12 protein-coding genes are annotated in these 11926 nt (G+C 43.0%); 8 read left to right on the top strand and 4 right to left on the bottom strand.

Features of this window, described 5'->3' with window-relative positions; genetic code table 11:
• Positions 1-95 precede the first annotated feature (95 nt).
• The 8 genes from LPB86_RS06030 (at position 96) to LPB86_RS05995 (ending at position 7657) form a co-directional block, all read left to right on the top strand.
• Positions 96-941 carry an aldo/keto reductase gene (locus LPB86_RS06030; RefSeq protein ID WP_230641837.1) on the top strand — a complete coding sequence of 282 codons (846 nt, stop codon included), beginning with the start codon at positions 96-98 and terminating at the stop codon, positions 939-941.
• Positions 942-1002: 61 nt separating this feature from the next.
• On the top strand, positions 1003-2163 hold the full coding sequence (locus LPB86_RS06025; RefSeq protein WP_230641836.1) for an aldo/keto reductase: 1161 nt from the start codon (positions 1003-1005) through the stop codon (positions 2161-2163).
• Positions 2164-2194: 31 nt separating this feature from the next.
• A complete protein-coding gene (locus LPB86_RS06020; RefSeq protein ID WP_230641835.1) occupies positions 2195-2827 on the top strand; it encodes a flavodoxin in 633 nt (210 codons plus the stop codon).
• Between the two features lie 9 nt (positions 2828-2836).
• Entirely contained in the window at positions 2837-3565 is a 729-nt protein-coding gene (locus LPB86_RS06015) for a carboxymuconolactone decarboxylase family protein (protein ID WP_230641834.1), read from the top strand.
• A gap of 220 nt (positions 3566-3785) precedes the next feature.
• A complete protein-coding gene (locus LPB86_RS06010; protein WP_230641833.1) occupies positions 3786-4280 on the top strand; it encodes a nuclear transport factor 2 family protein in 495 nt (164 codons plus the stop codon).
• 107 nt (positions 4281-4387) lie between these two features.
• The gene (locus LPB86_RS06005; RefSeq protein WP_230641832.1) at positions 4388-4861 is read left to right on the top strand and encodes a (2Fe-2S)-binding protein; all 474 of its coding nucleotides are present in this window, start codon (positions 4388-4390) and stop codon (positions 4859-4861) included.
• Complete coding sequence (locus LPB86_RS06000; RefSeq protein WP_230641831.1) at positions 4858-5463, top strand: hypothetical protein; 606 nt, start codon at positions 4858-4860, stop codon at positions 5461-5463. Before LPB86_RS06005 ends, LPB86_RS06000 begins: the two co-directional genes overlap by 4 nt.
• Before the next feature lie 22 nt (positions 5464-5485).
• On the top strand, positions 5486-7657 hold the full coding sequence (locus LPB86_RS05995) for a molybdopterin cofactor-binding domain-containing protein (RefSeq protein ID WP_230641830.1): 2172 nt from the start codon (positions 5486-5488) through the stop codon (positions 7655-7657).
• Positions 7658-7701: 44 nt separating this feature from the next.
• Here LPB86_RS05995 and LPB86_RS05990 read toward each other — a convergent pair whose 3' ends face one another.
• From LPB86_RS05990 to LPB86_RS05975, 4 genes are all read right to left on the bottom strand, one after another.
• Positions 7702-8541: an oxidoreductase gene (locus tag LPB86_RS05990; protein ID WP_230641829.1), complete on the bottom strand. Its 840-nt coding sequence runs from the start codon at positions 8539-8541 to the stop codon at positions 7702-7704.
• 90 nt (positions 8542-8631) lie between these two features.
• Positions 8632-9534: an AraC family transcriptional regulator gene (locus LPB86_RS05985; RefSeq protein WP_230641828.1), complete on the bottom strand. Its 903-nt coding sequence runs from the start codon at positions 9532-9534 to the stop codon at positions 8632-8634.
• Positions 9535-9643: 109 nt separating this feature from the next.
• Positions 9644-9961: a hypothetical protein gene (locus LPB86_RS05980; protein ID WP_230641827.1), complete on the bottom strand. Its 318-nt coding sequence runs from the start codon at positions 9959-9961 to the stop codon at positions 9644-9646.
• A gap of 31 nt (positions 9962-9992) precedes the next feature.
• A complete protein-coding gene (locus tag LPB86_RS05975) occupies positions 9993-11861 on the bottom strand; it encodes a TonB-dependent siderophore receptor (RefSeq protein ID WP_230641826.1) in 1869 nt (622 codons plus the stop codon).
• Positions 11862-11926 lie beyond the last annotated feature (65 nt).

Raw genomic sequence — 11926 nt, 5'->3', positions numbered from 1 at the left:
TCCTATTTACCTGAAAGTATGGACAGATATTTGTAGATATTATTGCATATGTATACTACGTGATATGCAAAAATTGAAAAAATAATGATACAGAAATGCAAACAGTTAAATTAAATAATGGTATTGAAATGCCGGTTCTGGGATTCGGTGTATTTCAGGTAACAGACCTGGCAGAATGTGAAAGAAGTGTGGTGGATGCGATTGAAACTGGATACAGGTTAATTGACACAGCGCAATCTTACATGAATGAAGAAGCAGTAGGAACAGCGATTAAAAAAAGCGGAGTAGCCCGGGAGGAACTTTTTGTAACCACGAAGCTTTGGATAAAAGCGCAAGGATACGAAGGTACAAAGAAGGCATTTGAAGCCTCCCTTAAGAAACTACAGCTTGAGTATTTGGACTTGTATCTGATCCATCAACCTTTTGGAGACGTTTATGGTGAGTGGCGGGCAATGGAGGAATTGTACAAAGCCGGGAAGGTTAGGGCAATTGGTGTGAGCAATTTTCAGCCGGACAGACTAATTGACCTGATCGTAAATAATGAGATAGTTCCGGCAGTGAACCAGGTTGAAACACATCCCTTTCACCAGCAACTGGAAGCACAGCAGTTTATGCTGGACAATAATGTTCAAATAGAATCCTGGGGACCGTTTGCAGAGGGCAAAAATGATTTGTTCAGCAATGCTCTTCTTAAATCTATTGGGGATAAATACAATAAATCAATTGCCCAGATAGTGTTACGCTGGCTAACTCAAAGAGGTGTTGTAGCCATACCAAAGTCGGTACGTAAAGAGCGCATGGCAGAAAACCTGAATATTTTTGATTTTGAACTTACGGAACAGGATATACTTGACATTAAAACCCTGGACACAAATACCAGCAGCTTTTTTGATCACCGCGACCCGGCAATGGTGAAATGGCTTGGAGAGCGAAAACTTTAAGTGTTAAAGTACACCTCAGACAAAAAGAAGGTGGCTATTGGTTCACTGATAAATAACAATCATGGAAAACTTAGAAAATAAAAATGCTGCTTCCAGCTTTAACCGTCGCAGTTTGCTCAAAGGCGGGCTTGCGCTTGCAGGCGCATCGCTATTACCTGACATCAGTACTGCTGCTCCCGGGCAATTGACAACAGCACCGGAAAAAGATTTAAAAGGACGCCGGAAACTTGGCCATTTGGAGGTTTCCAGTATTGGACTTGGTGTACAGAATATGCACAGAACCTATCAAACAACGATCCCATCCCGACCCGAAATGATCAACATCATCCGAAAGGCCTACGAGAAAGGTGTTACCTTGTTTGATACTGCAGAAGCCTACGGGCCTTTTGAATGTGAAAAGATTCTTGGAGAAGCGACTGCATCATTTAGAAATAAGATTGTAATTGAAACAAAATTTGGTTGGAACATTGATCAAAACACGGGGCAACGACTTCCAGGCTTAAACAGCAGGCCGGCGCATATAAAGGAAGTGGTTGAAGGTATGCTTAAACGTTTGCGCACAGACCGGATTGACCTGTTATACCAACATAGGGTAGATCCGGCGGTGCCCATTGAAGACGTGGCAGGGGCTATAAAAGACCTCATTACCGAGGGTAAAGTATTACACTACGGGTTATCGGAACCGGGGCCACAAACGGTAAGGCGGGCACATGCAGTTCATCCGGTAACAGCTATTCAAAATGAATATTCGCTTTTATGGCGTGGCCCGGAGGAGACCATCATTCCATTGTGTGAAGAACTCGGTATTGGTTTTGTTTGCTGGAGCCCGCTTGGCGTAGGCTTTACCACTGGGGCCATTGACGAAAATACACGCTTTGCTGCTGGCGACATCCGTGGTGGAGAGTCAAGGTTTTCGCCGGAGAACCTGGGCAATAATATGGCGCTGGTTAAATTATTAAAAAACTGGGGCGTAAAGAAAGGGGCCACGCCTGGTCAAATCTCGCTTGCCTGGCTTCTGGCACAAAAACCATGGATTGTACCAATTCCCGGTACAACACAAATGCAACACATGCTGGAGAATATTGGAGCAGATGAGGTAAAATTTACTACAGAAGATTTAAAACAGTTTAATCTGGACTTAGCGGCCATCTCCATTAAGGGTATGCGATTGCCTCAGGCTGTTTTAAACTTTTCAAATGTTGAGGCGCCTGCCAAAGGATAGTAGCCTGGCAGCTTAAAATAAGTACAAACAAATGAACAAGAACATTAAATCTATTGCGTTGATGACGGCGCTGCTTTTGAACATTCTTTGTGGTTGTTCAAAAGCACAAAGTACCGCATCTGAAAAGGGGGAAATGTTGAAAGATAAAAATGTATTGATCGTTTACTTGTCCCGTACTAAAAATACGAAGGCGATAGCAGAGATGATCCATAAAAATGTTGGTGGAACTTTGGCCTCTTTGGAGCTTAAAACCCCCTATCCTGAAGATTATAAAGCTATTGTAGACCAAGTGGCCAAAGAAAATGAAACCGGCTACTTGCCACCGCTTGCAACACAGATTGACAATATGGAGAAATATGACATTATATTTCTTGGCTTTCCGACCTGGGGAATGCAATTGCCGCCACCTGTTAAAAGCTTCCTGAAGCAATATAATTTTAAAGGAAAAACCCTGGTTCCTTTTAACACCAATGCTGGCTACGGAATTGGAAGCTCTTTTGATACGGTAAGGGATTTAAGCCCCGGAGGTCATATACTGGAAGGCTATACTACAAAAGGGGGTATAGAAAGGGATGGCGTATTATTTGTGATACAGGGAACAAAAGAAAAACAGGTACAGGTGGAAATAACGACCTGGTTAAAGAAACTAAAAATGATTATTTAAAAGTGTTTTATGAAACTAACTCAAAAAGCAGCCGTGCTGCTGATATTATGTATGATGGCATTGAGTGTAAAATCACAACAACATAAACCAATGAACACTACTTTAACCTCAAAGGAAAAGGGACTGGTTACCCTGGCTTCTTATGCTGCAAAAGGGGATTTGCTTAAATTGAAAGTTGCCTGCATTACCGCACTTGATTCGGGAATTACGGTTAATGAAATTAGGGAAGGCTTGGTGCATATTTATGCTTACTGCGGTTTTCCACGAAGTTTAAGGGGCTTAATGACCTTTATGGATGTTTTAAAAGAACGCAAAGCTAAAGGCATTAATGACACACAAGGCCGCGAAGCATCACCAGTTAAAGATTCCAGAAGTAAATATGAACGCGGAAAGGAAACATTGGAGAAGCTTTCCGGAGTTAAGGAAGGTGGTACAAAGACCGGTTACGCTGCTTTTGCACCTGAAATAGAGGCATTCCTTAAGGAGCATTTGTTTGCGGATATTTTTGACCGAGACATTTTAACGTATCAGGAACGGGAATTGGTAACGGTAGCTGTGCTTAGCAGTATAGGGGGTGTTGAGCCCATGCTGCGATCACATTTAGGCCTTTGTTTAAATGTTGGTATAAAGCCTGGACAGTTACGAGAGTTTATGTCAATTATAAAAAACACCGTTGCCCCGGCTGACGCTGCATCAGCGGAAGCTGTTTTAAATGAAGTCCTAAAAGAAAAAGCATAAGAAACTTTATCCTTATTTTTACCTGTATAACATAAACTAACTTACATCCACACAGAACGAGATTTATAAATATTTCTCTGGAACAAAGGACTTCTTTTTGAGTTGAAGCTAAGCTTTGAAAATTATTTGGCTTCATTGGCTAGAAGAGGAAATAAATAACAATACCAAACCTACCGGAAAAATGTAAGCTGGTATGTATAAAACCACTAGAATTTAAAGTATGAAAACAACAATCCTTATCGTATTATTGGTATTATTCGGTTTAAAATGGTCGTTTGCACAGAGTACAACGCAAACACCCTCATCAAATACTACAATTCCTACAAAAGCTGAGCAGGAAATCCTTGATCTTTCCAGGGCAAAATGGCTGTGGATGGCAGACAAAAAATTAGATACCTTAGATGACCTCTTTGTTGAGCGCGCGGTCTTTGTTCACATGAGCGGAAGCTCAAATAAAGCCAGGGAAATGGAAGTGATTAAAAGCGGTATGATTTGGTATAAGAAAGCCGAAATTTACAGTGCTACGGTAAATATTTTCGGAAACACCGCAATACTCCTGAACGATATTGACTTGCAGGCCGTTGTTGGCGGAAATGAAGTGGTTAACCCCTTTATGGTAACCGAAGTATATCTGAAAGAAAAAGGAAAGTGGAGAATGGGGTCATTGACCTTCTCGCATTTGAGAAGACCTGTTAAAATGGTTATCAATAAATAGCATGATACGTATTACTGATATGCCTACCATTTTTACTGATTTTTAAACATATTGTCAGTTCAATGTATTTAAATAGTAAATTTGAGTAACCACTAGATCATCTACATATGATTACATTAAAAATTAATCAGCAGCCGCATACCATAGATGCAGATCCTGAGATGCCTTTATTATGGGCGATCCGTGATCTTGTTGGCCTAACGGGCACTAAGTTTGGCTGCGGCGTTGCACAATGCGGCGCTTGCGTTGTACACCTTAACGGTGAAGCCGTAAGATCTTGCGTAACCAAAGTAAAGCGGGCTGTTGGGCAGGAAATTACAACAATTGAAGGTTTATCAGCAAACAATGACCATCCTTTACAGCGGGCCTGGAATGAAGCGGATGTTCCGCAATGCGGTTATTGCCATTCTGGTCAGCTGATGTCTGCCGCAGTTTTGTTGAAAGAAAAACCCAACCCAACTGATCAGGAGATTGATGATGCCATGGCCGGCAACATCTGCAGGTGCGGCACCTATCTGCGTATCCGCAAAGCCATACATTTAGCTGCAGAAATGCAAAAGAAGGAAGGTGGTGTAAGATGAAAGCGGTAATTGTAATGGCCATTGTGCTTTCCATGATTGCGATCATGGCTTTTGGATTGAATGGCGATAGCGAGCCAAAAACTGCCGCCCCTGCCCCACTAAAGATTAAAAAAGACAGTATTGCCTCTGTAGCTGCATTTAAACAAGTATATCGGGTATTGATGAGTCCGCGCTGCATGAACTGCCACCCCTCAGGTGACGTTCCTTTGCAGGGAGATGACAGTCATTTACATACCATGTTGCCTAAAAGAGGCCTGGACGGCAAAGGTGTATTGGCGATGAAATGTGCCAATTGTCACCAGCCAGAAAATACGCCTGGTTTGCATACCCCCCCGGGCAATCCAAACTGGCATTTGCCACCTGCCGACATGAAAATGGTATTTCAGGGCAGAACTCCCCGTCAGCTGGCCAAACAAATGGTAGACCCAAAACAGAATGGCCATAAAAACATGCAGCAGTTAATTGAACACGCAGACGATGGTTTAGTATTGGCTGGCTGGAATATGGGCGAAGGCCGCACTAAACCGCCAATGAGCCATGCTGCATTTAAAAAAGCATGGATTACCTGGATTACCACAGGCGCTTATGCCCCGAAAAAATAAATTGACTCTTTAATCTTAGCATATGTCAGTATCAGAAGAAGTTGAGCACCTGTCCAGAAGGAATTTCCTTAAGATTGCAGGTATAGGAAGTACGGCCCTTTGCCTTGGACTATATATGTCTGGCGAGGCTGAAGCAAAAGTAATCAATGCAGTGCCAAATCCTCTTGGCAATGCAGGTGTAGAATTGGCCGCCTGGATCATCATTAATACCAATGGTAAGGTGACGCTGATTTGTCACCGGGCAGAAATGGGCCAGGGTGTTTACCATTCCATTGCCCAGATTATTGCGGAAGAACTGGAAGTTGATTTGTATGGGGTAGATATTCAGCTTACGCAGGGCGATGAGAAAAAATACGGCAGCCAGCTAACGGGCGGCAGCTCTACTGTACGAGGAAGTTACAAAAACCTCCTCAAGTTGAGTGCAACTGCACGTGAAGTACTAATTATGGCCGCGGCATCCCGCTGGAAAGTACCTGCTGAGGATTGCTATGCTGAATTGGGGCATGTAATCCATAGGTCTTCAGGCAAAAAATTCCATTATGGTGAACTGGTAGAAGAAGCCAGCAAACTAAGCGCACCCGCAACAGTAAAATTAAAGGAAAGAAAAGACTATAAGGTGATCGGCAAAGCATCGCACCGCCGTGACTCACCCATGAAAACCAATGGTGAAGCCATTTTTGGAATTGACAAAAGAATTCCGGGTTTAAAATTTGCTGCCGTTGAACGGAACCCGCGTATGCGGGGAAAAGTGAAAAGCTTTGATGCTTCTGCTGCGTTAAAGGTTCCCGGCGTAAGCCATGTATTTAAAGTAGTGATGGGTGTATGGGACACGGATCGCGAGGGCGTAGCTGTGGTAGCCAACTCTACCTGGGCGGCCATGCAAGGCAAAAAAGCGCTACGAATAGAATGGGATGACACTGGCTTTGAACACGTTAGTACACCAGAAATCTACAAACGCCATCGCGAATTGCTACAAAGCAGCGAAGGCTTGCCTTTAAAGACGCAGGGCGACCCAACAGGAGTTATTGCCCAGGCAAAAGACAAGCTGGATGTAGTTTATGAAACACCTTACCAGTCTCACAGTTGCATGGAACCGGTAAACTGCATTGCTCATTTTCAGGGCGATAAAGTAGAAATTTGGGGACCTGTACAGGCACCCAACTGGATCCAGGATTATGTGAGTAAAAAATTGGGCCTGGCAAGGGAGAAGGTTATTGTGAACATGACCTTTTTGGGTGGAGGATTTGGAAGAAAGGCAATGCCGGACTATCCATATGAAGCGGTTATGGTTTCAAAAGAGATTGGAGCACCGGTACAGGTGGTTTGGACCAGGGAAGATGATGCCACACAGGGGCCTTACCGTCCGGGGGTCTCTTACCGTTGCGAAGGGGCTGTGGAGAAAGGTGAAATTACTGCGCTCAAATTCCGGATGGCGGGTCAAAATAACGACCACTGGCGGGGTGGTGACAATGGAAAGCCAAACAGAAGTACCTCAGAGGGATTTTTAAAACCTTATTATGACAGTATAAAAAACATCAGTTTTGCGGATGTACCTTTTAAAACACCGATACCCACCAGTTTCTGGCGTTCGGTATACGCATCTACCAACGGCTTTGCCTATGAAAGCTTTTTAGACGAAATTGCCCAAAAAGCCATGCAAGATCCGCTTGAACTGAGAAGGAAATACCTGAAGGATGAAAGAAGCCAGCTCCTGATCGATAAAATGGAAGCGGTTTCGGGTTGGAAAAGCAGAAAAAAGAACGAGGGCTATGGCGTAGCCATTACGGAATGTTTTGCCAGTACCGTTGGCCATATAGTTAAGGTGTCTAAAGCGAAAACCGGCGGCATCCACATTGACAAAGTTTGGGTAGTGGTGGACTGCGGCTGGTACGTGAACCCTGACATCATCAAAGCCCAGGTGGAAGGTAGTGTGGTGATGGCTATAGGCGCGGCAACTACTCATGAGATTACCTTTAAGGATGGTATGGTAGAGCAACGAAATTTCTATGATTACAAAATGCCGAGGATCACGGACATTCCGCCGACCGAAGTATACATTATGGAAAACGATGCTGATGCGGGCGGTATGGGCGAACCTGGATTCCCCCCCTTTGCCCCTGCCTTAACGAATGCCATTTTCGACTTAACAGGCAAAAGGATCAGAAAACTTCCGTTTGACCTGGCAGCAGTTTAAATAAAAAATTAAGGCAGCACCTCTTCCAGATGCTGCCATAATCGTTAAAAACCAGTTGAAGTTGTCAATTCCTTCCAGTTTTCCAGATCTGCTTTCACCAGTTCCATTTTCTGATAAGCAAGGTCATAAGCATCCTGGCCAAGAAACAAATGAAGCGGGGGATGTTCAGCTTCTGCTGCCGCAATAATTACAGCTACACCTTTTTCCGGATCTCCTGGCTGGTTGCCGTTGATGCTGTTTTGATGGGCATCCTGTGAGTCGCGTACTTCTTTATAAGCTTCAATAGGATTTTTGGGGACATTTAAAGATTCGGCGGTAAGGAAATTAGTCCTGAAATAACCTGGAGACACGATACTGGCATGAATTCCAAAAGCCTTTACTTCTGTAGCCAGTGATTCTGTGAAGCCCTGCATCGCAAATTTAGTGGCGCAATAGATGCCAAAGCCTGGAAACATTCCTGTAAAACCGCCTATAGACGAAACGTTAATGATGTGACCCGATTGTTGTTTCCTTAGATGAGGCAAGACCTGGCGAATAACGTTCAAAGCACCAAATACATTGACGTCAAAGTTTTCACGCGCTTCTTCATCACTCAATTCTTCTAGTCCACCACTTAAGCCATAGCCAGCATTGTTTACCACCACATCAATTTTGCCAAAAGTGCTGATGGATTTTTCGATGGCTTGCTGTACGCTGGCTTCAGATTTTAAATTCATCTCCAGGGGTAGGAAGCTGTCAGCAGCTTCCGTTACAGCAGCCCTTAAATCTTCGATACTTCTGGAGGTCGCCACTACTTTGTAGCCATCTTTTAATAATTTTTTAACAAGGGTTAAGCCCAGTCCTTTGGAGGCACCGGTAACAAACCAAATTTTTTCTGTGTTCATAATTGTCGTTTTGATGTTTCAAAGGTACAGCGCTTTGGGAGCTGCCGTTTGCGTAAATCAAGCCGATTGTTACGAAATTCAAACCGCTATTTAGGCCATCCTGTAGCGGCTAGGTGTAAGTTGTGTTTGCTTCTTAAAAAAATTATTAAAATGTGCAGGTTCCTCAAACCCCAGACTGTAACCAATTTCAGATACATTCCAGTCTGTATGCTTCAGCAGGGATTTCGCCTCGCTCAGCAACCTTTCCGCAATTAAATCTGTCGTTGTCCTGCCGGTAGTTTCTTTAATTGCCCTGTTCAGATGGTTCACATGTACAGAAAGTTGTTCAGCAAAATTCTTGGCAGAACGCATACTAAACCTTTGTGATGGGCTTTCGATAGGAAATTGTCTTTCCAGCAATTCAGTAAAAATAGAGGTAATGCGCGATTTCGCATCAGGATGCCGGTATAAGCTTTCCGAAGGCCTGGATTTCAGGGCAATGTGTGTCAGTTCCGTAATGTAATTCCTGATCAGGTCATACTTAAAAGTATAGTCAGATGCAATCTCTTCAAACATTCTTTTAAAAATTCCGGCAATCTGCTCATCTTCCTGCTCGCTAAGGATATAGGCAGGCTTCCCGTCTGTGCGGTACATGGGCAGGTCATTTAAGCCAAGACCTATGTTTTCAGTAAAAAAGGATTTTGTGAAGATACAGAAAAAGCCCGTGGTTTCGCTGGTTAAAGGCTCCCAGGTATAAGGTACATGCGGATTAAAAAATACCAGGGTACTGCCGTCAATTTCAATGCTCTTGTCGGCATAGTGGTACCTGTTTTTACCGCGGATTAAGGTAATCTTAAAAAAATCCCTGCGGTTATAGGTAATCGGTTTGGCATTAACACCCGTGCAATCTTCCAGTCTAAAAACATTAAAATGCCCGAGGTCCTTATGCAGGTCAACGGGCAGATAATTTAATTTGTGCTTGTAAAAGTCTTCCAGTGATTCAGCTTTTGTCATGATAAACAGGTTTAATCGTTACTCCTTCCCCAGACAAAGATAGGGGTATGATGGGCTGGATAGATTATATCAATCAAATCATTTATTGCAAAATTCAAACACTACTTACTTAGCCCTCAAGGTTTTTCTGTAGCAAAGGCAGCACTACGTATTTAACAATCGTGTGCGCTACCAGTGATAATGCCATTGTAAATACAAGGATCATCGCCTTCTTTGTTGGGGTATCAAAATAATCCAGGAAGTTAGATTGCCCGGTACCACTGTAAAGCAAGGCCAATATAAAAATAAAAAGGCCGGTAAACCATAAGGTCAGGTGCGAGTAGAAATACCTTTTTCCGGCAAGTTTGGACTGCGGAAAGGCAGTCAACAAAAGAATTAGGTGCGCTAAAAAAAAGATGATAGCGGCTGAGATTAAAGCGTAGAACATAAATTAAAATTTTCACTAATATACTATTATACTAGAAAGATACAAATTTTACACCCAGGCTTAACCAGCGTGAAGGAAGCGGAATGGCTCCAATCTCAAAATATTGCGTGTCAAAAATATTCTGCGCATCAGCATATAGTGTAAGTTTTTTAATGGTCTGACTGATCCTGAAATCGTTGATCCAGTAAGACGGGCCCATAATTCTTTGGTTAAGGCGTGTAGCAAACAACACAGAGAAATTGGCATATTTATAATCAATGGTGTTGGTTACCTGGTGTTTTAAGGAAGAAAGCTGGTACTTGTAGGCAAGACCTTGATCCATGTCTTCAAAATCTGAGTTTAGATAAGAATAGGCCATTTCAAAGTTGAATTTTGAAACTCCGCTAAGCTCCAGGCCATAGCCAGAACGTACGTTAAAGCCTTTGGTAACCATAGTTCCCACGTTATTGGCCTGCCATGGATCTGTGACTACTGCACGTGTCCAGTCTATAAACCGATTGATTTTCCTATATAAAACATTAGCATTGAAAGTAAAATTCCCTTTCAGCGCCTTTAACCCTCCTTCGGTTTGGAAGGCACTTTCCGGGCTCACATCAGGGTTTCCGATATTTCCAGGACGTTGGTTTAAATACAAATCTGTAAAGGAAGGCAAACGCTGACTTGTTCCAATATTTCCAACAATTTTAAAAATATCGTTCAGCGCATAACTGGCATCAAGTCCCGGGTATACCTGCCACTTGTAGGCCGAATTATAATTGATGTAAGTGCCCAGGTTCACATTCAGGTTTTTCAGCAAGTCAGTTCGGTATTGGGTGTAAATGCCCACGTTTTCACGGTTGTGTTTGCCAATATTTGAAGAGTTGATGTTTTCGCTTCTAAGCTCGGCACCAAAGCCCAATTCTCCGCGCTCCAATTTGTACGAGCTGGTTAATTCTGCGGCAAAGGAATTTGTATTGTGTTTACTTACACCTGCATTTGGATTTACCTTGCCAAAATAACGATAATCATCAAAATTATACCGGTAACTCAGTCTGGGTATCAGCACCCAGCGGTCTGATAAGGTATGTTTTGATTGCAGCGCTGCAATTGTAGTTTGTACCGTCTCCGTAGAATTCCTATCTGCCGGAGCGGCGTAAAAGCCATTAGCACCGAAGGTATTTTTTGTGTAACCAAAAGAAGTCATGATCTCATTTGCACTGTCAATTTGAATGTGCCCCTGGTACATCAATCTGGTATTTTCAAACTGCGTATTGAACCTGTAACCATTGCTTTTATCGTGCGATCCAAAAACCGAATGCTGATGCTTTTGTTTGCTGAGTACTGCACCAAGTTGTAGTCCCTGGTTATAAAATGTTTTTCCAGTACCTTCTGTATCTTTTTCAAAATTCGAACCTCCATGGGCATCTACGAGAAAGCCAGATTTGCTGGGCTTTTTAGTAATGATGTTAATTGCCCCTGTTAAGCTGTTGATGCCATAAATCCTAGCAGCAGGTCCTCTGACCACTTCAATTCTTTCGATAGCTTCTACCGGGATGGGCAGGTTCAGCATGTTGTGGGCAGTGTGAGCATCTATAATCTTGGTGCCGTTTAAAAGTACTACTGTCTGTTCAAAACTTCCCCCATCAATACTCACATCAGCCTGACCACCCATTGGTCCCCTTTGTCTCAGGTCTACCCCGTTGGCATATTGTAAGACCTCTTGTAGCGTACGCGCCGGTAATTTAGCAATCATGGCCTTGTCAATGACGTATACGTTCCTGTTCTGTTTAGATATTGGGGTATTGAACCCATTTTCAGTAATCACTACTTCGTTAATGGTAATTACGGTGTCTTTTTTGGGGCGCTGTGCGTATAAGTTTGCACTCCATAATAACATCGCAACAAAATAAATTGGTTTCATTTGATTTATAATTTTTGCCAAATGTAAGCGCTACCCGGACTATTGTCTGGTGCCGGTTTTGAGAA

Source organism: Pedobacter sp. MC2016-14 (assembly GCF_020991475.1).
Lineage (GTDB): Bacteria > Bacteroidota > Bacteroidia > Sphingobacteriales > Sphingobacteriaceae > Pedobacter.
This window is presented reverse-complemented; position numbering and strand designations above follow the sequence as displayed.

What these genes read in the sequence shown, in the direction of transcription:
- LPB86_RS06030 (WP_230641837.1), top strand. Translation starts at nt 96, where the DNA reads ATGCAAACAGTTAAATTAAATAATGGTATTGAAATGCCGGTTCTGGGA.
- LPB86_RS06025 (WP_230641836.1), top strand. Translation starts at nt 1,003, where the DNA reads ATGGAAAACTTAGAAAATAAAAATGCTGCTTCCAGCTTTAACCGTCGC.
- LPB86_RS06020 (WP_230641835.1), top strand. Translation starts at nt 2,195, where the DNA reads ATGAACAAGAACATTAAATCTATTGCGTTGATGACGGCGCTGCTTTTG.
- LPB86_RS06015 (WP_230641834.1), top strand. Translation starts at nt 2,837, where the DNA reads ATGAAACTAACTCAAAAAGCAGCCGTGCTGCTGATATTATGTATGATG.
- LPB86_RS06010 (WP_230641833.1), top strand. Translation starts at nt 3,786, where the DNA reads ATGAAAACAACAATCCTTATCGTATTATTGGTATTATTCGGTTTAAAA.
- LPB86_RS06005 (WP_230641832.1), top strand. Translation starts at nt 4,388, where the DNA reads ATGATTACATTAAAAATTAATCAGCAGCCGCATACCATAGATGCAGAT.
- LPB86_RS06000 (WP_230641831.1), top strand. Translation starts at nt 4,858, where the DNA reads ATGAAAGCGGTAATTGTAATGGCCATTGTGCTTTCCATGATTGCGATC.
- LPB86_RS05995 (WP_230641830.1), top strand. Translation starts at nt 5,486, where the DNA reads ATGTCAGTATCAGAAGAAGTTGAGCACCTGTCCAGAAGGAATTTCCTT.
- LPB86_RS05990 (WP_230641829.1), bottom strand. Translation starts at nt 8,541, where the DNA reads ATGAACACAGAAAAAATTTGGTTTGTTACCGGTGCCTCCAAAGGACTG.
- LPB86_RS05985 (WP_230641828.1), bottom strand. Translation starts at nt 9,534, where the DNA reads ATGACAAAAGCTGAATCACTGGAAGACTTTTACAAGCACAAATTAAAT.
- LPB86_RS05980 (WP_230641827.1), bottom strand. Translation starts at nt 9,961, where the DNA reads ATGTTCTACGCTTTAATCTCAGCCGCTATCATCTTTTTTTTAGCGCAC.
- LPB86_RS05975 (WP_230641826.1), bottom strand. Translation starts at nt 11,861, where the DNA reads ATGAAACCAATTTATTTTGTTGCGATGTTATTATGGAGTGCAAACTTA.